The sequence below is a fragment of the Gryllotalpicola ginsengisoli DSM 22003 genome (genome assembly GCF_000419445.1).
GTDB lineage: Bacteria > Actinomycetota > Actinomycetes > Actinomycetales > Microbacteriaceae > Gryllotalpicola > Gryllotalpicola ginsengisoli.
Genome location: NZ_AULK01000001.1, coordinates 131,815 through 158,032, shown reverse-complemented (window position 1 = coordinate 158,032; position 26,218 = coordinate 131,815). Strand labels below are relative to the sequence as shown.

General features: G+C 72.7%; 23 protein-coding genes and 1 tRNA gene. 14 read left to right on the top strand and 10 right to left on the bottom strand.

From position 1 onward, the window contains the following. Positions 1-112: 112 nt before the first annotated feature. The 3 genes from H563_RS0100725 to H563_RS14345 are packed head-to-tail and all read right to left on the bottom strand — an operon-like array spanning position 113 to position 5,929. Positions 113-3,565: an error-prone DNA polymerase gene (locus H563_RS0100725; protein WP_022880711.1), complete on the bottom strand. Its 3,453-nt coding sequence runs from the start codon at positions 3,563-3,565 to the stop codon at positions 113-115. Between the two features lie 13 nt (positions 3,566-3,578). Beyond that, entirely contained in the window at positions 3,579-5,192 is a 1,614-nt protein-coding gene (locus H563_RS0100720) for a DNA polymerase Y family protein (protein WP_022880710.1), read from the bottom strand. After that, the gene (locus tag H563_RS14345; protein ID WP_022880709.1) at positions 5,189-5,929 is read right to left on the bottom strand and encodes a hypothetical protein; all 741 of its coding nucleotides are present in this window, start codon (positions 5,927-5,929) and stop codon (positions 5,189-5,191) included. Before H563_RS14345 ends, H563_RS0100720 begins: the two co-directional genes overlap by 4 nt. 166 nt (positions 5,930-6,095) lie before the next feature. Here H563_RS14345 and H563_RS0100710 point away from each other — a divergent pair, with 166 nt between their 5' ends. Together H563_RS0100710 and H563_RS0100705 are read left to right on the top strand one after the other, a co-directional pair. Next, positions 6,096-7,721, top strand: a complete 1,626-nt coding sequence (locus H563_RS0100710; protein WP_022880708.1) for a SulP family inorganic anion transporter — start codon at positions 6,096-6,098, stop codon at positions 7,719-7,721. Between the two features lie 25 nt (positions 7,722-7,746). Further along, positions 7,747-8,580, top strand: a complete 834-nt coding sequence (locus tag H563_RS0100705) for an undecaprenyl-diphosphate phosphatase (RefSeq protein ID WP_022880707.1) — start codon at positions 7,747-7,749, stop codon at positions 8,578-8,580. Positions 8,581-8,668: 88 nt separating this feature from the next. Here H563_RS0100705 and H563_RS14340 read toward each other — a convergent pair whose 3' ends face one another. Together H563_RS14340 and H563_RS0100695 are read right to left on the bottom strand one after the other, a co-directional pair. Then, on the bottom strand, positions 8,669-8,950 hold the full coding sequence (locus H563_RS14340) for a hypothetical protein (RefSeq protein WP_155864940.1): 282 nt from the start codon (positions 8,948-8,950) through the stop codon (positions 8,669-8,671). A gap of 92 nt (positions 8,951-9,042) precedes the next feature. Continuing rightward, a tRNA-Leu gene (locus tag H563_RS0100695) sits at positions 9,043-9,128 on the bottom strand. A 145-nt stretch (positions 9,129-9,273) separates the two neighbouring features. On the opposite strand from H563_RS0100695, the gene H563_RS0100690 reads away from it, so the two are divergent. Continuing rightward, positions 9,274-10,587 (top strand): M20/M25/M40 family metallo-hydrolase, encoded by a 1,314-nt coding sequence (locus H563_RS0100690; protein ID WP_022880705.1) that lies wholly within the window; start codon positions 9,274-9,276, stop codon positions 10,585-10,587. Beyond that, positions 10,587-11,819: a cysteine--1-D-myo-inosityl 2-amino-2-deoxy-alpha-D-glucopyranoside ligase gene (gene mshC / locus H563_RS0100685; protein ID WP_022880704.1), complete on the top strand. Its 1,233-nt coding sequence runs from the start codon at positions 10,587-10,589 to the stop codon at positions 11,817-11,819. Before H563_RS0100690 ends, mshC begins: the two co-directional genes overlap by 1 nt. Before the next feature lie 10 nt (positions 11,820-11,829). On the opposite strand, the gene H563_RS0100680 is transcribed toward mshC, so the two are convergent. Beyond that, positions 11,830-12,780: a proteasome assembly chaperone family protein gene (locus H563_RS0100680; protein ID WP_022880703.1), complete on the bottom strand. Its 951-nt coding sequence runs from the start codon at positions 12,778-12,780 to the stop codon at positions 11,830-11,832. Between the two features lie 130 nt (positions 12,781-12,910). Here H563_RS0100680 and H563_RS0100675 point away from each other — a divergent pair, with 130 nt between their 5' ends. The 10 genes from H563_RS0100675 to lnt all read left to right on the top strand — a co-directional run bounded on the left by H563_RS0100675 (position 12,911) and on the right by lnt (position 23,491). Then, on the top strand, positions 12,911-13,582 hold the full coding sequence (locus tag H563_RS0100675) for an HAD family hydrolase (protein WP_022880702.1): 672 nt from the start codon (positions 12,911-12,913) through the stop codon (positions 13,580-13,582). Further along, positions 13,579-14,616 (top strand): tRNA (adenine-N1)-methyltransferase, encoded by a 1,038-nt coding sequence (locus H563_RS0100670; RefSeq protein ID WP_022880701.1) that lies wholly within the window; start codon positions 13,579-13,581, stop codon positions 14,614-14,616. Before H563_RS0100675 ends, H563_RS0100670 begins: the two co-directional genes overlap by 4 nt. Positions 14,617-14,672: 56 nt before the next feature. After that, a complete protein-coding gene (locus tag H563_RS0100665) occupies positions 14,673-15,563 on the top strand; it encodes an FKBP-type peptidyl-prolyl cis-trans isomerase (RefSeq protein WP_022880700.1) in 891 nt (296 codons plus the stop codon). A 37-nt stretch (positions 15,564-15,600) separates the two neighbouring features. Continuing rightward, on the top strand, positions 15,601-16,596 hold the full coding sequence (locus H563_RS0100660) for a helix-turn-helix transcriptional regulator (RefSeq protein ID WP_022880699.1): 996 nt from the start codon (positions 15,601-15,603) through the stop codon (positions 16,594-16,596). After that, the gene (locus H563_RS0100655) at positions 16,593-17,591 is read left to right on the top strand and encodes a helix-turn-helix transcriptional regulator (protein ID WP_022880698.1); all 999 of its coding nucleotides are present in this window, start codon (positions 16,593-16,595) and stop codon (positions 17,589-17,591) included. Before H563_RS0100660 ends, H563_RS0100655 begins: the two co-directional genes overlap by 4 nt. Before the next feature lie 66 nt (positions 17,592-17,657). After that, complete coding sequence (gene tatA, locus H563_RS0100650) at positions 17,658-17,906, top strand: Sec-independent protein translocase subunit TatA (protein ID WP_022880697.1); 249 nt, start codon at positions 17,658-17,660, stop codon at positions 17,904-17,906. 3 nt (positions 17,907-17,909) lie between these two features. Continuing rightward, positions 17,910-18,707 (top strand): twin-arginine translocase subunit TatC, encoded by a 798-nt coding sequence (gene tatC / locus H563_RS0100645; RefSeq protein WP_245556801.1) that lies wholly within the window; start codon positions 17,910-17,912, stop codon positions 18,705-18,707. Between the two features lie 134 nt (positions 18,708-18,841). Beyond that, positions 18,842-19,492, top strand: coding sequence for a hypothetical protein (locus H563_RS0100640; RefSeq protein ID WP_022880695.1), 651 nt, complete (start codon positions 18,842-18,844; stop codon positions 19,490-19,492). A 25-nt stretch (positions 19,493-19,517) separates the two neighbouring features. After that, a complete protein-coding gene (locus tag H563_RS0100635) occupies positions 19,518-21,950 on the top strand; it encodes a DEAD/DEAH box helicase (RefSeq protein WP_022880694.1) in 2,433 nt (810 codons plus the stop codon). Beyond that, positions 21,947-23,491, top strand: a complete 1,545-nt coding sequence (gene lnt / locus H563_RS0100630; protein ID WP_022880693.1) for an apolipoprotein N-acyltransferase — start codon at positions 21,947-21,949, stop codon at positions 23,489-23,491. The genes H563_RS0100635 and lnt overlap by 4 nt, the downstream gene beginning before the upstream one ends. A 3-nt stretch (positions 23,492-23,494) precedes the next feature. Here lnt and H563_RS0100625 read toward each other — a convergent pair whose 3' ends face one another. The 4 genes from H563_RS0100625 to H563_RS14335 all read right to left on the bottom strand — a co-directional run bounded on the left by H563_RS0100625 (position 23,495) and on the right by H563_RS14335 (position 26,145). Beyond that, the gene (locus H563_RS0100625; protein WP_027478934.1) at positions 23,495-23,875 is read right to left on the bottom strand and encodes an RNA polymerase-binding protein RbpA; all 381 of its coding nucleotides are present in this window, start codon (positions 23,873-23,875) and stop codon (positions 23,495-23,497) included. Between the two features lie 96 nt (positions 23,876-23,971). After that, entirely contained in the window at positions 23,972-24,706 is a 735-nt protein-coding gene (locus H563_RS0100620; RefSeq protein WP_022880691.1) for a glycerophosphodiester phosphodiesterase family protein, read from the bottom strand. A gap of 54 nt (positions 24,707-24,760) precedes the next feature. Next, on the bottom strand, positions 24,761-25,681 hold the full coding sequence (locus tag H563_RS0100615) for an SPFH domain-containing protein (protein ID WP_027478932.1): 921 nt from the start codon (positions 25,679-25,681) through the stop codon (positions 24,761-24,763). After that, positions 25,678-26,145 carry an NfeD family protein gene (locus tag H563_RS14335; RefSeq protein ID WP_022880689.1) on the bottom strand — a complete coding sequence of 156 codons (468 nt, stop codon included), beginning with the start codon at positions 26,143-26,145 and terminating at the stop codon, positions 25,678-25,680. The genes H563_RS0100615 and H563_RS14335 overlap by 4 nt, the downstream gene beginning before the upstream one ends. Between the last annotated feature and the right edge of the window lie 73 nt (positions 26,146-26,218).

Below are 26,218 nucleotides of genomic sequence, written 5' to 3'. Positions count from 1 at the left end.
CGCCGTGCAGGAGCAGCACTTTTCGACGAATCGCGTCGCACTCGAGTCGGCTCGACCACCTGCACTGACGGATGGACTGACGGATGCTTCGACGAAGCTCAGCACAGGTGCCTCAGCCGAAGTCGCGCGACTTCGTCTTGGCCGCGAGCGGCAGCCGGTCGAGGCGGTCCGCGACGACGCTGACCACGCCCTCGGGGCTGCGCTCGAGGATGCCCCGGATGATCATCGCCGGCGCCTCGCGCGCCACCCGCCGGTACTTCTGCCACACCCCGACCGAGACGATCACGTTGACGAGCCCGGTCTCGTCCTCGAGGTTCAGGAAGGTGACGCCCGCCGCGGTGGCGGGGCGCTGCCGGTGCGTGACCACCCCGCCGATGAGCACCCGCCGCCCGGTCTCGTGCGTGTCCAGGTCGACGGCGCTGAGCACCCCGGCCGCCTGCAGCCGCTCGCGCACGTGCCGGATCGGGTGATCGCCGGGCGCGACGCCCGTCGCCCACAGGTCGTACACCACCTGCTCGGCCGGGGTGAGCATCGGCAGCAGCGGCGGCTGCACCACGACGGCGGTGCCGGGCAGGTAGTCGCGCCGCTCCCGCGCGGCGGAGCCCGCCTGCCAGAGCGCCTCGCGGCGGGTGAGCCCCAGTGATTCGAAGGCCCCGGCGGCCGCGAGCGCCTCGAGCTGCCCGGCCGACAGACCCACCCGGCGGGCGAGGTCGTGCAGGTCGGTGAAGGGGGCGGCCGACCGCTCGGCGACGATCCGCTCGGCCACCGCCTCGCCGATGCCGTTCACCTCGGCGAGCCCGAGGCGCACCGCGAAGCGCCCGTCGCGCCGGTGCGCGGCCGACTCGTCGGGCGCCTCCGGGTCGAACGGCGGCGCCTCGTCGAGCACGTCGGGGTCGCCCGAGCCGGTGGCCTGCCAGTGCAGGCACGACTCCCTTCCCGTCTGGCCGACGCCCGCGGCATCCGTCGCCTCGAGGTCGGCGTGCACGCCCGAGCGCACCAGGTCGACGTTCAGCACCTCGACCCCGTGCCGCACGGCGTCGCCGGTGAGCGTCTGCGCCGAGTAGAACCCCATCGGCTGCGCCCGCAGCAGCCCGGCCAGGAACGCGGCGGGGTAGTGCAGCTTGAGCCAGGAGCTGGCGTAGACGAGCAGCGCGAAGCTCAGCGAGTGGCTCTCGGCGAAGCCGAAGCCCGCGAACGCCTCGATCTTCTCGTAGATGCCCACGGCGTCGTCGCCGGTGATGCCGTTGGCGGCCATGCCGGCGAACAGCTTCTCGCGCAGCGAGTCGATCTTCTCGACCCCGCGCTTGGAGCCCATGGCGCGGCGCAGCTGGTCGGCGTCCGCGGCGGTGCATCCGCCGACGGCCATCGCCATCTGCATGATCTGCTCCTGGAACAGCGGGATGCCGAGGGTGCGGCGCAGCACCGGCTCGAGCTTCGGGTGCAGGTAGGAGACCGGCTCGGCGCCGGTGCGGCGGCGCAGGTACGGGTGCACCGCCCCGCCCTGGATCGGCCCGGGCCGGATCAGCGCCACCTCGATCACCAGGTCGTAGAAGCGGCGGGGCTTCAGCCTCGGCAGCGTGCCGAGCTGCGCGCGCGACTCGACCTGGAACACGCCGATCGCGTCGGCCCGGCAGAGCATGTCGTAGACGGCGGGCTCCTCCTTGGGCAGCGAGGCGAGCGTCCACTCCTCGCCGACCCGCTCGCGCACCAGGTCGAGCATGTACTGGATCGCCTCGAGCATGCCGAGGCCGAGCAGGTCGAACTTGACCAGGCCCATCCACTCGATGTCGTTCTTGTCCCACTGCAGCACGGTGCGGCCGTCCATGCGCGCATGCTCGATCGGGCATACTTCGCCGATCGGGCGCTCGGTGAGCACCATGCCGCCGGAATGGATGCCGAGGTGGCGGGGCGCGTTCATCAGCTTCTGCGCCAGCTCGACGACGGATGCCGGGATGTCGTGCCCCTCGTCGCTCGAGACGTGCGCGCCCCAGCCCTCGACCTGCTTCGTCCAGGCGTCCTGCTGGCCGGGGGAGTGCCCGAGCGCCTTGGCCATGTCGCGCACCGCGGCCTTCGGCCGGTAGCTGATCACGTTGGCGACCTGCGCGGCGTTGCGCCGGCCGTACTTCTCGAAGACGTACTGGATGATCTCCTCGCGCCGCTTCGAGTCGAAGTCGACGTCGATGTCGGGCTCCTCCTCGCGCAGGGAAGAGAGGAAGCGCTCGAAGGGCAGGTTGAAGAAGATCGCGTCGACCGCCGTGATGCCGAGCACGTAGCACACCGCCGAGTTCGCCGCCGAACCGCGCCCCTGGCACAGGATGCCCCGCCGCCGGGCTTCCTGCACGATGTCGTGCACGATGAGGAAGTAGCCGGGGAAGTCCTTCTCCTCGATCACCGCGAGCTCCTTGCGCATGCGCGCGTGCACCTCGTCGAGGAAGCCCGGGTAGCGCTCCTCGGGGTAGCGCTCGGCGACGCCGCGCTCGACGAGCACGCGCAGCCAGCTCATCGGCGTGTGCCCGGCGGGCACCTCGAGCCTGGGCAGGCGCGGTTTCGCGTTGCGCAGTTCGAAGGCGAGATCGGATGCGACCTCCACGGTCGTCTCGACGGCGCCGGGGTAGCGGGCGAAGAGCCTCGCCATCTCCGCCCCGCTGCGCAGGTGCGCGGCGCCTGCGGCCGGCAGCCAGCCGTCGAGCTCGTCGAGGCTGCGCCTGGCCCGTACCGCGGCGACGGCGGTGGCGAGCGGCCGGTCGGCGGGGGTCGCGTAGTGCACGTTGCCGGTGGCCACCACCGGCAGCCGGCGCCGCTGGGCGAGCTCGTAGAGGGCGTCGTTGTAGGCGCTCGCGAGCGGCTCGCCGTGGTCGAACAGCTCGACCAGCACGTTCTGCCGGCCGAAGAGCTCGATCAGGCGGTCGAGCTCGCGGCCCGCGGCATCCGTGCCCCCGCCCTCCGCGGCGAGCGCCTGCCGCACCGCGCCCTTGCGGCAGCCGGTGAGCACGAGCCAGTCGCCGCCCGCCGCGTCGGAGAGCGCGCCGAGGTCGTAGACCGGGCGGCCCTTCTCGGCGCCGGGGGCCAGTTGCGCGTCGGTGATCGCGGCGGCGAGCCGGTGATAGCCGGCCTGACCGCGGGCGAGCACGAGCAGGTGGGACCCCTCGGGGTCGGCCACGCCGTTCTGCGGGGCGGTGAGCCCGAGCGAAAGCTCGGCGCCGAACACGGTCGCGACACTGCCGTACGCCTCGGCGGCCTCGGCCATGCGCACCACGCCGTACAGCCCGTCGTGGTCGGTGATCGCGAGCGCCGACAGGCGCAGCCGGGCCGCCTCCTCGAGCAGCGCCTCGGGTTCGCTCGCCCCGTCGAGGAAGCTGAAGTCGGAGTGCGCGTGCAGTTCGGCGTAGGGCACGTAGGGGCCGGTGTCGAGCGCGAGGTCGCGCGGCCGCACCGGCTGCCGGTGCCGGCTCCAGGCGGGCGAGTCGCCGCCGTCGGCGTCCCGGTCGGGGCCGCCCGGGCGGCGCCGGCCCGAGAGCCGCCGCTCGAACTCCGACCAGGGGATCGGCGGGTTGTTGAAGCCCATCTACGCCCGCCCTTCAGTCATACCGGGCCTCCGCGGCCCAGCCCTCGCCGTCGTGGATCAGCAGCCAGGCCGTGCCGTCGGCGTCGACGACGCTGAAGCGGTGCACCCGGCTGGCGCCGGCGGCGTCCCACCAGCGCTCGTCGACGGTCCACGGGCCGGCCCAGGCCGTGATCGGCCGGGCGAGCCGCCTGGCCTCGGCGGCCGAGCCGATCGGGCGGGCGCCGGGGGCCGCGGCGAACAGGGCCGGCTCGCCCTCGACGAAGCCGCGCTCGGAGACCGCGACCGGCTCGCCGTCGTCGGCGAGCAGCGCGACGGCCACGTGCGGCAGGAACACGGTCGCCGGAAGCGGATCGGGCAGCGCGCCCGGCCAGGGCTGGGCGGCGCGGGCGGCGGTGCCCTCCGGCTCGCGGTCGCCCCACGGCACGAGCACCTGGCGGTCCTCGAGCATCCGCCCGCCGCCGAGCGCCGCGGTCACCACGGCGTCGTGCCCGAGCATGCTCTGCACGCGGGAGAGCGCGTGGTGCACCCGCTCGTCGGGGGCGCCGCCCCACAGGCCCTGCTCGTGGTGGTGCGCCGCGTCGACGCTCTCGGGCGCGATCGTCACGCGCGTCACCGGCGCCGTGAGCGCGCCCGTGCCCGGCCCCACGCCCTGCAGCTGCCAGCGCACCCGGTCGACGAGGTCGACGGCGGTGAACCAGCGCGGGTGCAGCCAGGTTCGGGGGCGTTCACCTCCGTCACCTGTGCTGAGCCCCGTCGAAGCATCCGTCTCGATCGTCACCGTGACCGCGGTCGCGACCAGCTTCGCCGCCGCGAGCGCCGCGATGACGTCGTCGGCCGTCTGGCGCACGGCGAAGGCGATCTGGTCGACCCGGTCGAGCCCGTCGTCGAACGCGACGGAGCGCTCGAGCGCCCGCTGCGGCGCCCGGGGCACGACGGTCGCGGCGTCGCGCCCGGTCACGAGCGCGAAGACGCGCAGCCCGGTCTCGCCGAAGCGCTCGACGAGTTCGGCCTCGCCGAAGCCGGCGAGCGCCCCGAGGGTGGCGAGCCCGAGCCTGCGGCACAGTGCCGTGAAGGCGGCGTCGCCCATCACGTCGACGGGCAGCTCCGCGAGGAACGCGGGCGACTCGCCCTCGGCGACGATCACGACGGGTTCGGGCGACGGATGCCTGGCCGCCTGCTCGGCGGCGAACGGCCCGTCGGCGACCCCGGCCCGCGCGTCGTCGACCCCGTGCTCGGCGAGCACCCCGAGCAGCGTCCGGGCCGCCTCGCGCTCGCCGCCGTAGTACCGGGCGGGGCCGCGGGCGCGCAGCGCGCACATGCCGGGGCGGATCGGCTGCACCCCCGGCACCGTCTGCTCGATCGCCGCCAGCAGCGGCTCGAAGAAGCGGGCGTCGGCGGCCGGATCGTGCGGCAGCACGACGAGCTCGGGGCAGCGCGCCTGCGCCTCGCGCACCCGCAGGCCCCGGCGCACGCCCGCCGCCCGGGCCGCCGCCGAGCAGGCGAAGACGAGCCCCTTCTCGATGAGTGCGATCGGGTCGGCGGCCGCGATCGACGGGTACTTCCGCAGCGCCGCCCGCACCGGCCAGTCGGGGCACCACAGCACGATGGAGCGGGTGAGCGCGCTCACGAGACCCGCTCCAGCCGCAGCAGGGGCGCCGCCTGCGGGGCGGTGCCGCCCAGGTAGTCGCCGGGCAGCCGCAGCTGCACGATCCGGGGCCGGCCGCTTGCGACGTCGGCGCGCACGGTGACCAGCCGCTCGCGCGGGTAGCCGTGGCCGCGGCCGATGCCGCTCCAGCGGCTCTCGGTGACGGTGAGCCGCGCCTGGGCGCCGGGCCAGGCGGTGGGCGGGGCCGCGAGCAACAGCTCGGGCTCGAAGGAGATCAGGACGGCCCCGCGCTGCCGCAGCCGCGCCGCGAGCTTCGCCGCGTCGGCGTCGCCGACCCGCTCGAAGGGCCGGGTGACGACGACGGTCAGCGCGTCGGCGAGCGCCGCGGTCACGGCGAGCCAGGAGCGGCCGGGCCGCGGCACCAGCACGAGCCGGGAGAGGTCGATGCCGAAGCGGGTCGCGGCCTCGGCGCCGAATTCGGGCACGCCGACGACGCCGCACCAGGCGCCGGCCTGGCTGGCGCCTGAGAGCAGCCCCATCAGCAGGGTCATCGACCCGCCGACCGAGTAGGCGCAGCCCGCCTGCAGCGCGCCGCCCGGCAGCAGGGAGGAGAAGGCGGGCAGGGTCGCGATCGACCGGGTCTCGAGCCGGGTGCGCTCCATGCCCGCGATGCGCGACTTCAGCTCGCGGATGCGCTCGAGATCGGCGGCGGCCTTCTCGAGGGCGCCGCCGGAGCCGGAAGCGAGGGATGCGGACATGGTTCTATGTTCGAACTTCCATTCGATGAAATCAAGGCGGGGAATCCGCCTTCATCGAACATCAACCGAACGTCCAGGAGGCGCACACCAGCCTGGCACGAGCCGCTGACACGGGCGCGGCCACGGGCGCCGCCACGACCGCCTGGCGCGCGGCCAGAATGAGGCCATGGCACTGCTGGCGGGAACGACGCGGCGCAGCTGGCGCGGCGACGCACTGCGGGGCATCCCGCTCGCCGCGACCGCCGCGCCGGTCGCCATGGCCTTCGCGCAGTTCGCCGGGCTCCCGGCCGCCGCGGGTCTGTACGCCCTCATCGTCCCGGGCATCCTCTTCGCCCTGTTCGCAGGCGCCGGCCGGCTCACCGCCGCACCCGACGCCCTGCTCGTCGTGCTCGTCGCCGCGACCCTCACCCCGCTCGCCCGCCCCGGCACGGGGGAGTACCTGCGCCTGGCCGCCGCCCAGGCGATCGTCGCCGCCGGCGTGCTCGCCCTGCTCGCCCTGCTGCGCGCGAACGCCGTCGCGAACCTGCTTCCGCGCCCCGCCCTGCTCGGCGTGGGCGCAGCCGTCGCGCTCGACCTCGTGGTGCGCGAGATCGCGGCGATGTTCGGCATCCGCCTCGCCGACACGGTGACGGATACCTCGACCCAGTCCTTCCTGCAGCACGTCGCCGCGCTCCTCACCGGCCTGCCGCGCGCCGACGCCTGGGGGCTGCTCCTCGCCGCGATCGCCCTCGTGGTGCTGCTCGTGGGGCGGCGCATCCTGCGCCTCTTCCCGTGGGAGCTCGCCGTCATGGCCGCGACGATCGCCGCCTACGAGGTGTTCGGCCTCGCAGGCCACGGTGTCTCCGTCGTCGGGGGAGCGCCCCACGGGGTCGGCCTCGCGTGGCCCGCCCAGGCCGCCGGCCAGTGGGCCGAGGTGGTGCCCGGCGCGGTCGTGCTCGCCCTGACGGCGCTCGCCCTGCAGCTCGACGCCGATCCCGCCCGCGCCGTGCCGTCGGGCCGGCACGGCCTCGTGCTCGGCGTCGCGAACGCGGCCTCCGGGCTCGGCGGAGGGTTCGCGATCGGGCCGTCGCAGGTGCACCGGCGGCGCCTCGACGAGCTGGGGGCGAGCGGACAGCTGCCGACCCTGGTCGCCGCCCTGCTCGTGCTGCTGACCGCACTGCTCGCCCCCGACGCGCTCGCCGCCCTGCCGACGCCGGCGCTCGGCGCGATCGCCGTCGTGGCGACCTGGCCGCTGCTGCGCGCAGGGGAGGCGCGGGCGCTGTGGCGCGGCGCTCCCGGCGAATTCCTGTTCGCCGCGGCATGCTTCGCCGCGGTGCTGGCGCTCGGCCCGCTGCCCGGCCTGGGGGTCGCCGCCGCGCTGTCGCTGCTGCGCCTGCTGGGGCGGGCCTCCGAGCCGCCGATCGACGTCGTCGACGCCGACGGGCGCCCCATCGCGTCGCTGCGGAAGGGGGCGCCGCCGCCGCGCACGAGCGCCCCCGGGGTCGTCATCGTGCGCTACGCCGCGCGGATCGACTCCGCGGGGGCGGGGGCGCTGGCGCGGGGCATCCGTGCCGCAGTCGCCGCCGAGGGGCAGGGCGTGACCCGGCTCGTGCTCGACTGCGAGGCGGTCACCGGCATCGACGCGACGGGGGCGGCGGTGCTGCGCGACGCGCGGGCGTGGGCCGCCGAACGCGGCGTCGCCGTCGACTACAGCCGGGCGCGCGCCGTGCTGCGCGTCGAGCTCGAGCGGCACGGGCTGCTCGGCACGAGCCGCGTCTTCCGCACCAACCGCGACGCCCTTGGAGAAGTCTGAGGACGCGCTCCGATAGCCTCGGCAGGTGAACTTCCTGCAGGCCGTCCTCCTCGGCATCGTCGAGGGCATCACCGAGTTCCTGCCCGTCTCCAGCACCGGGCACCTCACCATCGTCGAGAAGCTCCTCGGGCTGTCCGTGGACGACAACGGGGTGACCGCGTTCACCGCGATCATCCAGGTGGGCGCGATCATCGCGGTGATCGTCTACTTCTGGCGCGACATCGTGCGCCTCATCACGGCCTGGTTCCGCGGCCTGGCGAACCGCGCGGCCCGCGATCAGGACTACCGCCTGGCCTGGTTCGTCATCATCGGCTCGATCCCGATCGGCATCATCGGCCTGCTCGCCCGGCACCTCATCTCGGGTCCGCTGCGCAACCTCTGGGTGGTCGCCGTCGCCCTCGTGGTGTGGAGCGCCGTGATGTGGTTCGCCGAGCGCGTCGCCCTGAAACAGCGCAACGAGGAGCGGATGAACCTGACCGACGCGATCTTCATCGGCGTCGTGCAGTGCTTCAGCCTCGTCCCCGGCGTCTCCCGCTCCGGCGCGACGATCAGCGCGGGCCTGTTCCGCGGGCTCGACCGCGTGGCGGCCACCCGCATCTCCTTCTTCCTCTCCATCCCGGCGCTCGTCGCCGCCGGCGGCTTCGAGGCGGCCAGTTCCGCCTCCGACATCAGCGCCTCGGTCGGCTGGGGGGCGACCGCGATCGGCACGCTGGTCAGCCTCATCGTCGCCTACGTGTCGATCGCGTGGCTGCTGCGGCTGGTCGCGCGGCACCCCATCAGCGTGTTCATCTGGTACCGCATCCTGGTCGCGGTCGTGGTGGCGATCCTGCTCGCGACCGGCGTCATCACAGCGCAGTAGACGTCGGGGCAGTAGACGCCGGGCGAGAGACGTGCGGGTGACGGATGCTTCGCGCATCCGCCACCCGCCCCGTGTCCGTCACCCGGCCCTAGTCCGGCTCCTCCAGCGTCGCCCCGGGCTCGAGGTCGCCCTCGGGCTCGGCCCGCCGCGCCTCGACGACCAGCTGGTCGAACGTGACGTCGTCGACCTCGAGGCCGGTCTCGTCGAGCCGCTGGCGCAGCAGCACCTCCACGTCCACGCCGTCGTTCGATGCGGCCTCCGACTGCACCTGGCTGAGGATGCCGCGCAGCTGCTCCTCGAGCGTCGCATCCAGGGCGCCGTCCATCACGGGGCCGGTCTGGAAGGGTTCGCGGTTCGTCGCGTCGGTCATGCCGATCACCTCCTGGCAGCGAGGTGCCCGCGGCCGCGGCATCCGTAACGCGCAAAGAAAAGAACCCCTGGTCTCCCAGGGGTTCTCCGGTGTGCGCGAGGGGGGACTTGAACCCCCACGCCCTAATACGGGCACTAGCACCTCAAGCTAGCGCGTCTGCCTATTCCGCCACCCGCGCGCTGCGGTGAGAGCAGCTTGCGCTGCAACCGCCGAAGAGAGACTTTAGCACGGATCCCGGCGCCTCCCGCGCAGGCCGGCGGCCCCGGGGCGGGCACCCGCCGGGTGCCGCCACGGGTGCCGCGGGCGCCCGGTAGCGTAGGCGTATGACCGACGCCGCCGCACGCCCGGAACCCGACGAGACCGCGACCATCGCGAGCGAGCTGATCCGCTTCGACACCTCCAACTTCGGCGACGGGAAGTCGAACGGCGAGACCGAGGCGGCGCAGTACGTCGCGGCGAAGCTCGAGGCGCTGGGGCTCGCGCCGCAGTCCTTCGACGCCGAGCCGGGCCGCACGAGCGTCGTCGCGCGCGTGCCCGGCCGCGACTCCTCCAAGCCCGCGCTCGTCGTGCACGGCCACCTCGACGTGGTGCCCGCGGACCCGGCGCAGTGGAGCGTCGACCCGTTCGGCGGCGAGATCCGCGACGGCCTGCTCTGGGGCCGCGGCGCCGTCGACATGAAGAACATGGACGCGATGATCCTGACCGCCCTCGGCGACGTGCTGGCCGGCGGCGGCCAGCCCGAGCGCGACCTCGTCATCGCGTTCTTCGCCGACGAGGAGAACGGCGGCATCTACGGCTCCCACTTCCTGGTGCGCGAGCACCCCGAGCTGTTCGCCGGCGCGACCGAGGCGATCAGCGAGGTCGGCGGCTACTCGATCGACGTCGAGGGGCGCCGCGCCTACCTGCTGCAGACGGGGGAGAAGGCGCTCATCTGGGCGCGGCTCGTGGCCACCGCGCCCGCCGCGCACGGCTCGCGGCTCGTGCGCGACAACGCCGTGACCAAGCTGGCCAAGGCGGTGGCCGCGATCGGCCAGTTGGAGTGGCCCGTGCAGCTCACCGACACCACGCAGGAGCTGATCGGCGAGCTCGGCCGCATGCTCGGCACCGACCCCGAGCAGGTCGGCCCCGACGAGATCGTGCTGCGCACCGGCTCGGCCGCGGGCTTCATCCTCGCCACCCTGCGCACCACCACCAATCCGACGGTGCTGTCGGCCGGGTACAAGGCCAACGTCATTCCCGAGCGCGCCGAGGCGCGCATCGACATCCGGCCGCTGCCCGGGCAGGAGGACGACATCCTCGCCGCGCTGCACGAGGTCGTCGGCGACGAGGTCGAGCTGCAGATCACGCACCGGGACATCGGGCTGGAGCATCCGTTCACGGGTCCGCTCGTCGACGCGATGACCGCCTCGCTCGGCGCGCACGACCCGGGCGTGCCGGTGCTGCCCTACCTCATGCCCGGCGGAACCGACAACAAGGCGCTCTCGCTGCTCGGCATCACCGGGTACGGCTTCGCGCCGCTCAGGCTTCCGGCCGAGCTCGACTTCCCCGGCATGTTCCACGGCATCGACGAGCGCGTGCCGGTCGACGCGCTCGCGTTCGGCCGGGCGGTGCTCGCCGATCTGCTGAAGACCTACTGATGCGCGCGTGGGATCGCCCGGCACTGCCCGAGGTGCCGGGCCGTTCCGAGCCCCCGCTGCTGTGGGACAGCGCGACCGGCGGCCTCGTGCCCGCGGCGCCCGGCGGCGATGTCGCGACGCTGTACGTGTGCGGCATCACGCCGTACGACGCCACGCACCTCGGCCACGCCGCCACCTACATCGCCTTCGACACGCTGCAGCGGGTGTGGCGCGATGCGGGCTTCGAGGTGCGCTACGCGCAGAACGTCACCGACGTCGACGACCCGCTGCTCGAGCGGGCCGCACGCGACGGCGTCGACTGGCGCGAGCTCGCCCGCACCGAGGTCGACGGCTACCGGGCCGACATGGCCGCGCTCTCGGTGATCCCGCCCGACGCGTTCGTGGCGGTCACCGACATCGTGGGGCCGATCGGCGGGGCGGTGGCCGAACTGGTCGCGCGGGGACTCGCGTACGCGGTGCCGGCGCCCGAGGCATCCGATGACGGCGTCGACGTGTACTTCGACGCGACCGCGGCGGCCGACGTGTCGCCGTGGGCTCTGGGTGCCGAGAGCGGGCTCGATCGCGAGCGGATGCTTCCCCTGTTCGCCGAACGCGGCGGAGACCCCGACCGCGAGGGCAAGCGCGACCGGCTCGACCCGCTGCTGTGGCGCGCCGCGAGGCCCGGGGAGCCGTCGTGGCCGTCGCCCGTGGGGGAGGGCCGGCCCGGGTGGCACATCGAGTGCGCGGTCATCGCGCTCGACGAGCTGGGCGAGGAGATCACGGTGCAGGCCGGCGGCTCCGACCTGCTGTTCCCGCACCACGAGTTCAGCTCGGGGCACGCCGCCGCGCTCACCGGCCGTCCGTTCGCGCGGGTGAACGCGCACGCCGGCATGGTCGCCTACCGGGGCGAGAAGATGTCCAAGTCGCTGGGCAACCTGGTGAAGGTCTCCGAGCTGGTCGGCCGCGGCGTCGACCCGCGGGCGATCCGGCTCGCGGTGCTCGCGCACCGCTACCGGGACGACTGGGAGTGGACCGACGCCGGCCTCGCCGAAGCCGAGGCCCGGCTCGCCGCGTGGCGGACGGCCCCCGTCACGGGCGGCGAGGAGGGCGAACTGTTCGAGTTGCGCGAGGCCCTGCACCACGACCTCGACACGCCTCGGGCCCTTGCCGCGGTGGACGCCGCGGTCGCCCGGGGCGGTCTCTCGCCCGAGCTGCGCGCCGCCGTGCACCTGCTGCTCGGCGTGCAGCTGTAGGCGCCACCCCTCAGTTGTTCGGGCGCCAGGGCTCGTTCGGGCCGGGGCCGCCGCCGGCGGTCCCGCCGTCGCCGCGGTCCGTGCGGCGGCGCAGGTATCGCTCGAACTCCTGCGCGATCGCCTCCCCGCTCGCCTCGGGCGAGTCCACCGTGTCGCGCGCCTGCTCGAGCTGCTCGATGTAGGCGGCCATGTCCTCGTCCTCGCCGGCCAGCGCGTCGATGCCGCGCTCCCACTCGGCGGCCTCCTCGACGAGGTCGCCGCGCGGGATCGTCACGTCGATCAGCTCCTCGAGCTTGTCGATGATCGCCAGCACGGCCTTGGGCGAAGGGGCGTTGTGCACGTAGTGCGGCACCGACGCCCAGATCGACAGGGTCGGGATGCCGACCTCCTCGGCGGCCTGGCCGAGCACGCCGAGGATGCCGGTGGGGCCCTCGTAGCTCGACCGCTCGACGTCGAGCTCGCGGCGCAGCGCCGGGTTGTCGCTCGAGACGTACACCGAGATGGGCCGGGTGTGCGGCACGTCGGCGAGCATCGCGCCGAGGAACACGATGGTCTCGATGTCCGCGGCGAGCGCGGCGTCGAGCAGTTCGGCGGAGAACGCCTTCCACGCCCGCGAGGGCTCGGTGCCGAGCAGCAGGTAGATGTTGCCGGAGTTCGCGCCCGACACCCGCAGCTGGGCGTCCTCGGCGAGGGGGCGCGGCTGCTCGTCCGGCCGTGCCGGGCCGTAGAGCACGGCGCCCGGCCACTCCAGCACCCGCCGGCCGTCCTCGTCGAACTTGGTGACCGGCCGGGTGAATTGGAAGTCGTAGTACAGCTCGGGATCGATCTCGGCCAGGGGAACCATGTCGAGCACGTCTTTCAGAGCCCGCACCGCACCGGTCGCCGCCTCGCCCGCGTCGTTCCAGCCCTCGAAGGCCACGACCAGGATCCGGCCGCCCAGAACACCCCTGTCAGAAGTCAAACGCCACCTCGTCACCGCATCGGGTCCATCGCGTCCCACCAGGATAGGCCCGACGGCACTCCCGCGCCGGGGCGCCGGGCCGGTCGCGCACGCCGGGCCGGCGGGGCTGCCGCCGATAGACTCGTACCCCGTGACCAGCCTGCCCCAGGCCGTCCTCTTCGACATGGACGGCACCCTCGTCGACACCGAGCCGTACTGGATGCGGGCCGAGAGCGAGCTCGTGCACGCCTACGGCGGCACCTGGACGCACGACGACGGGCTGAGCCTGGTCGGCAACGGCCTCGAGGTGTCGGCGGCCGTGCTGCAGGCGCGCGGCGTCGACCTCGACATCCCGACCGTCATCGACCGGCTCACCGACAAGGTCACCGAGCAGCTCGCCGAGGCCGGCGTGCCGTGGCGCCCCGGCGCGCAGGAGCTGCTGCGCAGCGTGCGCGAGGCGGGCATCAAGACCGCGCTGGTCACCATGTCGTACCGGCGCATGGCCGAGCAGATCGCCAGCTACATCCCCTTCGACCCGTTCGACGCGATCGTGGCCGGCGACATGGTGGAGCACCCCAAGCCGCACCCCGAGGCGTACCTCGAGGCCGCCCGCCGGCTGGGCGTCGACCCGACCCGCTCGGTCGCGTTCGAGGACTCGCTCGGCGGCCTCGCCGCCGCCGTCGCGGCCGGCACCATCGCGGTCGGCGTGCCGCACCTCGTGCCGCTCCCCGAGACGGGGGAGCACACGCTGTGGCCGACGCTCGAGGGCCGCAGCGTCGCCGACGTGCGCGAGCTCGCCGAGGCGAAGGCGGGTGCCGCGTGAGCGAGGCGAGCGAGGCCGTCAACACCCCGGCGTTCTCCGGCCCGTTCCGCGCCGGCGACCGGGTGCAGCTCACCGGCCCCAAGGGCCGGCTGAACACGATCACCCTCGTGCCCGGCGAGCGGTTCCACACCGCGCGCGGCTTCATCTCCCACGACGACCTGATCGGGCAGCCCGACGGGGTCGTCGTCGCCAACTCCAGCGGAGAGCAGCACCTCGCCCTGCGCCCCCTGCTCAAGGACTTCGTCATGTCGATGCCGCGCGGCGCGGCCATCGTCTACCCGAAGGACGCGGCGCAGATCCTCGCCCGCGCCGACATCTTCCCGGGCGCCACCGTGATCGAGGCGGGCGTCGGCTCCGGGGCGCTCAGCCTGTGGCTGCTGCGCGCCATCGGCCCGGCCGGGCGACTGGCGAGCTTCGAGCGCCGCGAGGAGTTCGCCGACATCGCCGCGGGCAACGTCTCCGCGTTCTTCGGCTACCGGCCCGACAACTGGTCCGTGACCGTCGGCGACCTGACCGACGCGCTGCCCGAGCGGTTCGGCGAGGCATCCGTCGACCGGGTCGTGCTCGACATGCTCGCCCCGTGGGAGACGCTGCCCGCCGTCGCCGCCGCGCTCAAGCCGGGCGGGGTGCTCATCGCCTACGTCGCGACCGTCACGCAGCTCAGCCGCACCGCCGAGGCGATCCGGGCGATCGGATGCTTCACGCATCCGGACGCCGACGAGACCATCGTGCGCGGCTGGCATGTCGAGGGCCTCGCGGTGCGCCCCGACCACCGCATGGTCGGTCACACCGGGTTCCTCGTCACCGCGCGGCGCCTCGCGCCGGGCGCCGTGCTGCCCGAGCCGAAGCGCCGCGCGAGCAAGACGAGCTACACCGACGAGGACGTCGAGGCGTGGACGCCGGGCGCGCTCGGCGAGCGCGGGAAGAGCGCCAAGGTGCTGCGCAAGAAGGCCCGCGAGGCGCAGCGCATCGCCGACGCCCGGCAGCTCGGCGAGGTGGGGGAGCCCGACGAGGCCGACCCGCAGGGCACATAATCCGATCCGTTAGAGTGTCACCCGCCCAACGCAAGTCCCGAATCGAAAGAGCATCCGTGCGCCGCAGCGTCCCCGCCCTGATCGTCATCGCCGCTCTCGCCGGCGCCGCCCTGACCGGCTGCGCCTCGTCGGGTTCCGACCAGTCCTGCTCGGTGAAGAGCGGTGCCGCCTCGGAGGCGATCACGGCCACCGGGAAGTTCGGCAAGGACCCGAAGGCGACGGTCCCGTCGCCGCTGAACGCGAAGAAGACCCAGGCCACCACGCTGATCAAGGGAGACGGCGCCAAGGTCGAAGAGGGCAGCGCCGCCGAGCTTTCCGTCACGCTGTACAACCCGGCGAACGGCGAGCCGGGGCAGACCGAATCGGGGTACTTCGCCGTGGCCACCGACCAGATCGGCAAGGGCCTGACCCACGCGCTGGAGTGCGCCACAGCCGGTTCCCGACTCGCGGTCGTGATCTCTCCGAACGACGGCGCCTCCGATCTCGGCGCGGCCAAGGGCCAGTCCATCGCCGCCGTGGTCGACGTGGAGGCGGCGGTGCCGGGCCGGGCGACCGGCGACGCGCGCCCCGCCACGCCGGGCTTCCCGACGGTCGTGCTCGACACCGACGGGCGCCCCGGCATCGTGATCCCGGCCGACCAGGCCGAGCCGAAGAAGCTGCAGACCGCCGTGCTCAAGAAGGGCGACGGGGCGAAGACCAAGAAGTCCGACACGCTGCTCGTCCAGACGCAGACCGTGACCTGGAGCGACAAGACCAGCGCGACCGGAACCTGGGAGAGCGGATCGCCGGCCGCGCAGCAGCTGAATGACGGCACGGCCTTGTCGAAGGCGCTCATCGGGCAGACGATCGGCTCCCAGGTGGAGGTGCTGATCCCGGCATCGAAGTCGGACGACGGCGAGGCCGAGGTGACCGTCGTCGACCTGCTCGGCGTGCTGCCCGCCAGCTGACCGACCGGGGCGCACGGGCGCTCCTAGAATCGAGACCGTGCCCCGAATCATCCCGCCGGAGGAGCGCCAGTTCTCCCTGGTGCTGGCGCTGCTGGCGACCGAGCACGGCCTGACCAAGGAGCAGATCCTCTCCACCGTCGACGGATACGCGCAGAAGTACGACCCGGACGGCCCCAACGCAAACCTCGAGCGCCAGTTCGAGCGCGACAAGGACGCGCTGCGCGAGCTGGGGCTGCCGCTCGAGACCGTCGACCCGCCGGGGGAGCCGGGCAACAACCAGCTGCAGCGCTACCGCATCCCGAAGGGCGACTACGAGCTGCCCGGCGACGTCACCTTCACCCCGACCGAGCTCGGCCTGCTGCAGCTGGCCGGCGCCGTCTGGCGCGAGGGCACCCTCTCGGGCGACTCGCGGCGGGCGCTGATCAAGCTGCGCGCGCTCGGCGTCGAGCCCGACGGGGTGATGCTCGGCTACGCGCCGCGGCTGCGCGCCCTCGAGCCGGCTTTCGCGCCGCTCACCGAGGCGATCGAGCGGCACGAGATCGTCACCTTCCCCTACCTGCGCCCCGGGCGCACCTCGGCCCGCCCGCACACCATCAAGCCGCTCGCGGTGTTCCAGTTCCGCGGCCGCTGGCTGTTCCAGGGCCTCGACCACGCCGACCGGCCGCTCACCTTCCTGCTCTCGCGCATCGTCGGCGAGGTGAAGGGCACCAAGACCTACTTCGAGCCGCCGGCCGGCGACCAGGCGGCGCGGGCCGTCGCCGACCTGCAGCGCGTCTGGGACCGCCAGACCGCGACCGTCGAGGTGGTTCCGGGCAGTGACGCGGCCGCCCGGCTCGGCAGGCGCTTCGGGGGAGACGACCCCGAGGCCACCGTGCTCACGGTGCACTACTCCGACCTGGCGCTGCTCGCTGACGAGCTCGCCGGCTACGGCCCCGAGGCTCTCGTGATCGAGCCCGAGCACCTGAAGCAGGCGGTGGTCTCGCGCCTCGAGGCGATCCTCTGGCAGCACGCCGAGGCGGAGGGCGCCGCATGAGCGCCGCCGGACCCACCAGACCCGCCTTCGCCCAGGATCGCCTCGCGTTCCTGCTCTCCTTCGTGCCCTACCTCATCGACCACCCCGGCGTGAAGGTCGCCGACGCCGCCGCGCACTTCGGCGTGGGGGAGGAGGAGCTGCGCGCCCAGGTCGAGCGCATCACCGGCCTCGGCGTGCCCGGGGCGACCGCGACCTACGGGCCCGAGGACCTCTTCGACATCGACTGGGACGCCCTCGACGACGCCGACGAGATCTACCTGACCAACCGGGTGGCGATCGACGACGCGCCCAAGTTCTCGGCCCGCGAGGCCGCCGCCCTGATCGCCGGGCTGCAGTACCTGCAGGCGCTGCCGGGCCGCGCCGACGGGGCCGCCATCGCCACCCTGATGGCCAAGCTGTCCCGGGGCGCCTCGGCGACGCCGCCGGCCGTGGCGATCGACCGGGGGGTCGCCGACGCGGCGCTCGGGGTAATCCGCGCCGCCCTCGACACGGGCACCCGGGTCGAGTTCGACTACCTCAACTCGCGCGGCGAGCACGAGCGGCGCCCGGTCGACCCGCTGCGGCTGGAGAGCCGCGACGACACCTGGTACCTGCGCGGGTGGTGCCACCTGCGCGGCGATGTCCGCATCTTCCGGGTCGATCGGATGCAGCATCCGATCGCCACCGGAGAGAAGGTGCAGCACACCCCCGAGGACGTGGCCCTGTCGGAGACGCTGTTCGACCCGAGCGCCGACGACCTGTGGGTGGGCCTGCGCATCGCCGAGAGCGCGATTCCGACGGTGGCGGAGTACCTGACCGCCGAGTCGAAGCTCGTCCCCGACGGCGAGGGACGGGTGCGCACCCGCATCCGTGTCGCCCACTATCACGGCCTCAAACGCCTGGTCGCCTCGCTGCCGGGCCTGCTCGAGGTGACCGATCCGCCCGAGGCGCGGAAGGCGGTCGCGGACTGGGCGCAAGCCGCGCTCGACCGGTATCGGTCGAGGGGGCGCGCGTGAGGTTAGACTTTGCGGGATGCGCGGACCCTGCCCGCGCACTCGGAACAACATAAGGACGTGTGAACCATGGGTTTCCTCCGTGACCTGGGCGGCTGGCATCTGCTGATCATCCTCGTGATCATCGTGCTGCTGTTCGGTGCGAGCCGCCTTCCGGCGGTCTCCAAGAGCCTGGGCCAGTCGATGCGCATCTTCCGCAAGGAGGTCAAAGGCCTCAAGGACGACGCGAAGGCCGACGAGGCCAAGGACGGCGAGCCGTCGCGCGAGGGCAGCGCCGCCCCCGCCGACAAGCAGACCACCCCCGACGACAAGCTGTAGGTCGTGAGCCCGTCTGCCAAGGCCGGGCGAGCCCCCAAGAACGACGAAGGGCGCATGTCGCTCGGCGAGCACCTCGTCGAGTTGCGCAATCGCGGGCTCATCGCCGCCGCCGGCGTCGTGGTCGCCGCGATCGCCGGCTGGTTCATCGAGCCGTTCATCTGGGATGCGCTCCGCGCTCCGATCCAGGAGATCGCCCGCGAACGGCACGCGCAACTGAACTACCCGACTCTCACCTCCGCGTTCGACCTGCGCATGCAGCTGTCCTTCTACGTCGGCCTGGTGGGCTCGAGTCCGCTGTGGCTGTACGAGATCTTCGCGTTCCTCACCCCCGGGCTCACCGGCCGCGAGAAGCGGTACGTGTTCGGGTTCTTCTTCTCGGCGGTGCCGCTCTTCCTCGGCGGCTGCGTGTTCGGCTGGTACGTGACCCCGCACATCGTGACCCTGTTCGCGAGCTTCGCCCCCGACCAGGACGCCACCATCCTGAACGCGAGCGACTACTTCGCCTTCGTGCTGAAGCTGATCATCGCGGTCGGCATCGGATTCGTCTCGCCGGTGTTCATCGTCCTGCTGAACATGGTCGGCGTGATGTCGGCGGCGTCGATCCTCAAGGCGTGGCGGTGGGCGGTGCTCGCCGCGGTGCTGTTCGCGGCGCTCACCACGCCGTCGACCGACATCGTGTCGATGTTCATCCTCGCCGTGCCGCTGATCGTGCTGTACTTCGCCGCCGCCGGTGTCGCCTGGCTGCACGACAGGCGCGCCTCGCGCATGGCCGACAAGCTCGAGGCCGACCTGGCGACCTGACCCCCCGCTTGGGGGTATCACTCTGCGGCGCGACCCGCCACTCTTCTGAGAACTGCATTCGCTTCTCCTAGACGGGGCACGGCGTGGAACGGAGAGCACCGATGCCAGCGCGGCGTTCGCACCCAGCCGCGCTGATGCTCGCTGCCGCCGCGCTCGCGGCTTCGGCCGTGTTGACCGGGTGCGCCGCACGTGCGGGCGGGGCGGCCGGCGCAGAAGCCGCGTCGGATGCCGCCTCGACCGTGCTGCACACGGACGGCTGCCGGACGAGCTATTCCGGTTCCTCGGCGTCCGACGCGAAGGCGGACGCCGCCACCGAAGACGCCGCCCAGAAGCTGATCGATCTGGTGGATCCGACCCAGGGCGGCGAGCTGGTCACGGCGGATGGCGAGGACTACGGCTTCGCGGGCACCGTCATGTCGGGTTCCGATCTCCATGTGTTCTGGGTCGGGAAGGTGCCCTCGAACGTCCAGCAGCTCCTCGCCCCCGCGGGCTCACACGTCCACCTGCACGAGGCGCAGTGGACGCTGTTCGAGCAAGAGCGCGCCGGCAACCGCGTCGGAGCAGAACTCGCAGAAATCGACTCACGGATCCAGCTCGTCGGCCCGATAGCCGGTCAGGGCATCTGCCTTTCCATCGCCGTCGATGACGGAACCGCCGTTCCGACCGCCGTGCTGGAGAAGGCGGAGCGCATCGCCGGCATGCCCGTGGCGGCGCAGGCCATCGGGGCGGGCGGCATCGCGTTCCAGCCGGGCACGGCCACTCGGACCCCGACGCCCAGCCGCTGAGGCGCCCGGCGCATAGCATGGACGGGTGACCGACCAGCTCTCGCCGGCGCAGCGGTATGCGGCATCCCGCCGCCGCTCCCACACCCCCCGGCTCGACGAGTTCCGGTCGGTGGTGCGCTTCGACCTCGACCCGTTCCAGTACGACGCGTGCGCCAGCCTCGAAGAGGGCCGCAGCGTGCTGGTCGCCGCCCCGACCGGCGCGGGCAAGACGGCGGTCGCCGAGTTCGCGGTGCACCTGGCCATGGCCACCCCGCACGAGAAGGTGTTCTACACGGCGCCGATGAAGGCGCTGTCGAACCAGAAGTTCAACGAGTTCGTCGAGCGCTACGGCGCCGACGACGTCGGCCTGCTCACGGGCGACACCAACGTCAACTCGCGCGCCCGCATCGTGGTCATGACGACCGAGGTGCTGCGCAACATGCTCTACGCCGACAGCGACCTGCTCGCCGACCTCGCCTACGTCGTGATGGACGAGGTGCACTACCTCGCCGACCGGTTCCGCGGCGCGGTGTGGGAGGAGGTCATCATCCACCTGCCGCAGCAGGTGCGGCTGGTCTCGCTCTCGGCGACGGTGTCGAACGCCGAGGAGTTCGGCGACTGGCTGCAGGCGGTGCGCGGCGACACCGACGTGATCGTCTCCGAGGAGCGGCCGGTGCCGCTCGAGCAGCACGTGCTGGTGCGCGGCAAGCTCGTCGACCTGTTCGAGGGAGCCGGTCGGGATTCGGCGATCAAGGTGAACCCCGAGCTGGTGCAGCTGGCCCGCGCCGGCGGGCGGCCCTCCGGCTCCCGTGACCGCAGCGACCGGGGAAGGCGCCGCGGCGGCCGCGGCAACGGCTTCGGATTCCGCCTCGACCGGCCCGACGTCGTGCAGCTGCTCGAGCACCGCAGGCTGCTGCCGGCGATCTTCTTCGTGTTCAGCCGCGCCGGGTGCGATCAGGCCGTGCAGCAGGTGATGCGCTCGGGCATCCGTCTCACCGAGTCGGGCGAGCGCGAGGAGATCCGCCAGATCGTCGAAGAGCGCACCCGCACGCTGCTCGACGAAGACCTCGCCGTGCTCGGCTACTGGGAGTGGCTCGAAGGCCTGCAGCGCGGCGTCGCCGCGCACCACGCGGGGCTGCTGCCGGCCTTCAAGGAGGTCGTGGAGGAGCTGTTCCAGAAGAAGCTCGTCAAGGTCGTCTTCGCGACCGAGACGCTCGCGCTCGGCATCAACATGCCCGCCCGCACGGTCGTGCTCGAGCGGCTGGAGAAGTTCAACGGCGAGGCGCGCGTGCCGATCACGCCGGGGGAGTACACGCAGCTCACCGGCCGGGCCGGTCGGCGCGGCATCGACGTCGAGGGTCACTCGGTCATCCAGTGGGTCGACGGGCTCGACCCGCAGGCCGTCGCCGCCCTCGCCTCCCGCCGCACGTACCCGCTCAACTCGAGCTTCCGGCCCACCTACAACATGGCCGTGAACCTGATCGAGCAGTTCGGCCGCCACCGCACACGCGAGATCCTCGAGTCGTCGTTCGCGCAGTTCCAGGCCGACCGGGCCGTCGTCGACCTCGCCCGCACGGTGCGGAAGCGGGAGGAGAGCCTGGCCGGCTACGCCGAGGCGATGCGCTGCCACCTGGGCGACTTCTCCGAGTACGCCGCGCTGCGCCGCCAGGTCAGCGACCTGGAGAAGGCGAACAGCCGCATGCACGGCCAGTCGAACGCGGCGAAGGCGAAGGTGCAGCGCGAGCTCGCCGACCTGCGCACGCGGATGCGCAGGCACCCCTGCCACGGCTGCGCCGAGCGCGAGCAGCACGCCCGTTGGGCCGAGCGGTGGTGGCGGCTGAAGCGCGAGACCGACCAGCTCAACTCGCAGATCCGCAACCGCACCGGCGCCGTCGCCCGCGTCTTCGACCGGGTCACCGACGTGCTGCTGCGCATCGACTACCTGCGCGCCGACGAGAGCGGCGAGGTGGCGTTGACGGATGCCGGGCGCAGCCTGCGGCGCATCTACGGCGAGCGCGACCTGCTGGTGGCCGAGAGCCTGCGCCGCGGGCTGTGGAACGAGCTCGACGTGCCGTCGCTCGCGGCCATGGCCTGCGCGATCGTCTTCGAGCCGCGGCGCGACGAGGTGAACCCGCCCGACTACTACCTGCCCAAGGGCCCGTTCCGCCGCGCGCTCGACGAGACGCAGAAGCTGTGGGCCGAGCTCGACGACATCGAGCGCGAGGCGAAGCTGCCCGGCAGCGATCCGCTGTCGATCGGCCTCGTGCCGGCGATGCACGCATGGGCGCGCGGCAACCACCTCGAGGGCGTGCTCGACCAGGCCGAGCTCGCCGCGGGCGACTTCGTGCGCTGGGCGAAGCAGACCATCGACCTGCTCGACCAGCTCTCGGTGGTCGCCGAGGGCGAGGTCGGCGTGCGGGCGCGACTGGCGATCGACGCGGTGCGACGGGGGATCGTCGCCTACTCGAGCGTCGCGTGAGCGGCAGGCCCGTTCCGCTCTGGGCGGCCGTGCTGCTCTCGGCCGCCGGAGGGGTCGTGTACGACGGGGCGTTCCCCGACCACTACTGGTGGATCCTCGTCTTCCCGGGCCTCGCCCTGCTGCTCTACGCGCAGCAGGGCCGCTCGGCGTGGGGCGCGCTGCTGACCGGCTTCGCCGGCGGCATCGCCTTCTACTTCGCCCACATCAACTGGACGGCGCTCTATCTCGGCCCGATCCCGTGGCTCGCCCTGTCGATCACCGAGGCGGCGTTCTGGGCGGTGGCCGGCTTGCTCTTCACGCTCGCCTACCGCTGGGGGCCGCGCGCCTGGCCGGGGCGGTGGGGCCGCATCGGCGCGCTGCCGGTCGTGATCGCCGGGCTGTGGACCCTGCGCGAGCTCGTCACCGACCATTGGCCGTTCACCGGGTTCGCCTGGGGCCGCGCCGCCTACTCGCAGTCCGAGAGCCCCTTCACGCACCTCGTGGCCTGGGTGGGCGTGGCGGGCCTCAGCTTCCTGCTCGTCTGGCTCTCCGCGCTGGCTCTCGCGTGCGTGCAGGCCGGCGACGTGGCACGGATGACCCGGCTGATCGTGCCCCTGCTCGCCGCATCCGTCGTGCTGGCGGTGCCCGCCTGGCCCACCCCGACCCAGGGCACCACGCGCGTCGCGGCCGTGCAGGGCGACGGTCCGGCCGGGTACTTCCAGCCGCACGACCTCGGCGACGTGGAGAACGCGCAGATCAAAGCGACCGAGAAGCTGATCGGCACCGGCAAATACGACATGGTGGTCTGGCCCGAGGGCAGCGCCGACCTCGACCCGCTGGAGTACCCCGACAGCGCCAAGGTGCTCAGCGAGCTCTCGCAGGCGCTCGGCGCGCCGCTCGTCGTCGGGGCGATCACCGAGCACGGCGACAAGACGTACAACGCGTCGCTGCTCTGGGACGCTGATCAAGGACTCGAGGCCGAGTACGACAAGCAGCTGCCGGTGCCGTTCGGCGAGTACATCCCCGACCGCGCGTTCTTCCACGCCATCGCCCCGAGTCTCGTCGACCTCGTGCAGCGCGACTACACGCCCGGCACCAAGCCCAACGTGTTCTCAATCGGCGACATCACCGCGGGCATCTCCATCTGCTTCGACATCATCGACGATCGGCAGCTGCCGCAGATGATCGACGGGGGAGCGCAGCTGATCCTCGCCCAGACCAACAACGCCGACTTCGGCGAGACCAAGGAGAACGTGCAGCAGCTCGCGATCGCGCGGATGCGCGCGGTGGAGGCGGGCCGGTCGGTGGTGAACATCTCCACGGTCGGCACGAGCCAGATCATCGGCCCCGACGGCCGCACCATCACGTCGATCCCCGCCTACAAGCCGGGGCAGCTGGTGGGGGACGTGCCGCTCGCGACGGGCATCACCCCGGCCATCCGTGATGCGCAGCCGATCGAAGTGGCGTGCGCGACGGCGGGCGCGCTCGGGCTGCTGCTCGCCGCGGCGGCCGCGCTGATACGGAAAAGGCCGGACCCGATGGGTCCGGCCGTGATCCGCTGACGCCTACGCGTCGATGGTGTTCTTGGTGCCCTTGCCCTGGCCGCGGCGCGAGCGCAGGTACTCGAGGCGCTCCTGCAGCAGCTCCTCCAGCTCTGCCTCGGTACGGCGCTCCAGCAGCATGTCCCAGTGGCTGCGCGGCGCCTTCGCGTCGGCCTTGTCGACCTCGACGGGCTTGTCGTCGACGATGAGCGTCGCCTCGCGACCGCAGTACTTGCACTCCCAGACGTCGGGGGCTTCGGCCTCGGCGGCGAAGACCATGGACGTCTCGCGGCCGCAGTGCGCACACGCGTAGGTGTAGGTGACACGCGGCGAGAAGCTGACGCCCTCTTCACTCTGCAGGCTCTGGGCCCCCAGCCTCATGCCGCGCAAGCTTCGATCTGCCATGGTGGTCTCCTTGCTTGACACGTATCCGTGCATGTCTAACGCCCTCAGGTACCCGCCCGTTCCCGGCGGCATCGCCGTCACAGGGACTTGCCAGTCTCACCCGGCGGCGAGCTCGCGCACCACCGCGACGGCCACGTCGGCGCGGTCGGTGACGATGCCGTCCACGCCGTGCGACAGGAGCCGGCGCATCGTGGCCTCGTCGTTGACCGTCCACACGTGCACCTCGACGCCGGCGCGATGCACGGCGTCGAGGAACCGGGGGCCGACGACGCGGATGCGCCCCATCCGCTCCGGCACCTGCACCGCGTCGACGTCGTCCAAGGCCCGCCGCACGAGGAACGGCAGGCCGAGCCACGCTCCGAGCAGCGCCCCGATCACCCCGCGGCGCGATGCCGAGGTGGCGACCCGGTGTTCGCCGCCGAGTGCCCGCAGCGTCGCGCGCCGGGTCGCGTCGTCGAAGCTCGTCACGAGCACGCGCCCCAGCGCGCCCGCGGCACGGATGGCCCGGGCCGCCGGCTCCGCGGCATCCCGGCTCTTCACGTCGATGTTGAAGCGCGCGTCGGGGAACGCCGTCAGCGCGTCCTCGAGCGTCGTGTACGTCTGCCCGGCGCCGAGGTCGACGCCGGCGAGCTCCACGGCGGTGAGCAGGCGGATCGCCGCCTTCCGGCCAGCCACCCGGCCGAGATCGGGGTCGTGGCTGATGATCGCCACGCCGTCTGAGCTCGCGTGCACGTCGGTCTCCAGGTACGCCGCACCGGCCTCCAGCGCGTTCGCGAAGGCGAGCAGCGTGTTCTCCGGCGAGCTCGTGGCGAGGCCCCGGTGCGCCAGCACCCGCGGCGGGGCGGGGGAGAAGAAGCCGCCGTCGCGGCCGGCCCGGCCCAGGAGCTACTCCGCGGTCGTGCCGCCGGCGGCCTTGTCGGCGGCGGCCTTCGCCCCGAACGCGTCGCCGATGCCGTTCAGCGCCTTCGTCAGCTCGGAGGGGATCATCCACACCTTGTTGGCCTGGCCGTTGGCGATCAGCGGCAGCGTCTGCAGGTACTGGTAGGCCAGCAGCAGATCGTCGGGCTTGCCCTCGTGGATGGCGCTGAACACCGTGGCGATGGCCTGCGCCTCGCCTTCGGCCCGCAGGATCGCGGCCTGCTTGTCGCCCTCCGCCTTGAGGATCGCGGACTGCTTGAACCCTTCCGCGTTCAGGATCTCGGACTGCTTCGTGCCCTCGGCGGTGAGGATCGCGGCGCGGCGGGAGCGCTCGGCGCGCATCTGCTGTTCCATCGAGTCCTGGATGGAGGCGGGCGGGTCGATCGACTTGAGCTCGACCCGGCCGACACGGATGCCCCACTTGCCGGTCGCCTCGTCGAGCACGACCCGCAGCTGCGAGTTGATGTTGTCGCGGCTGGTGAGCACTTCTTCGAGGTTCATGCCGCCGACCACGTTGCGCAGCGTGGTGGTGGTGAGCTGTTCCACGGCCGCGAGGTAGTTCGCGATCTCGTAGGTGGCGGCACGGGCATCCGTCACCTGGAAGTAGATGACGGTGTCGATCGAGACGACCAGGTTGTCCTCCGTGATCACCGGCTGGGGCGGGAAGGACACCACCTGCTCGCGCAGGTCGATCAGCGGGCGCAGCCGGTCGATGTACGGCACCAGCAGGTTGAGGCCCGGCAGCAGCGTCTTGTGGTAGCGGCCCAGCCGCTCCACGACACCGGCGCGGGCCTGCGGCACGATCCGGATCGCCCGGAAGATCGTCACCAGCACGAAGATGATGACGATGATCACGACGATCGTCACGAACACGCCACTTGCGGTCATTGCTTCCCCCTCACGGCGTCATGCGACGCCTCGATGACGACGGATGCCCCGTCGACGGCCACCACCCGCACCTCGGTGCCGGGCGCGAGATCCCCCGGATGGTCCGGCGCGAGCCTGGCGCTCCAGGTCTCGCCGTTGACGAGCTTCACCTGGCCGCCCGTGCCGGTCACGGCGAGCGTGACTCGCCCGGTCGAGCCGATGATCGCGTCGATGTTGCTCTTGGCCGGGTCGGCGCCCCGCCGCAGGCGCCGCAGCAGCGGCGGGCGCAGCAGGAAGATGCCGAGCACGGCGACGGCGGCGGCGATCAGGAAGGCGAGCCACCACGGCGCGCCGGCCAGCTCGGCGACGAGCCCGGCGAGGCTGCCGAGGGCGAGCATCATGAAGGTGAACTCGCCGGCGACCATCTCGATGACGGCGAAGAGGATCACGAGCCCCGCCCAGATGATCCACTCGTACCCGCCCATGGGGGCAACCTTAGTGGCTTGCTAGGCTCGGCGGTGGCCCTTTTTTCTCGGCCCATCAGCACCAAGGAGCACA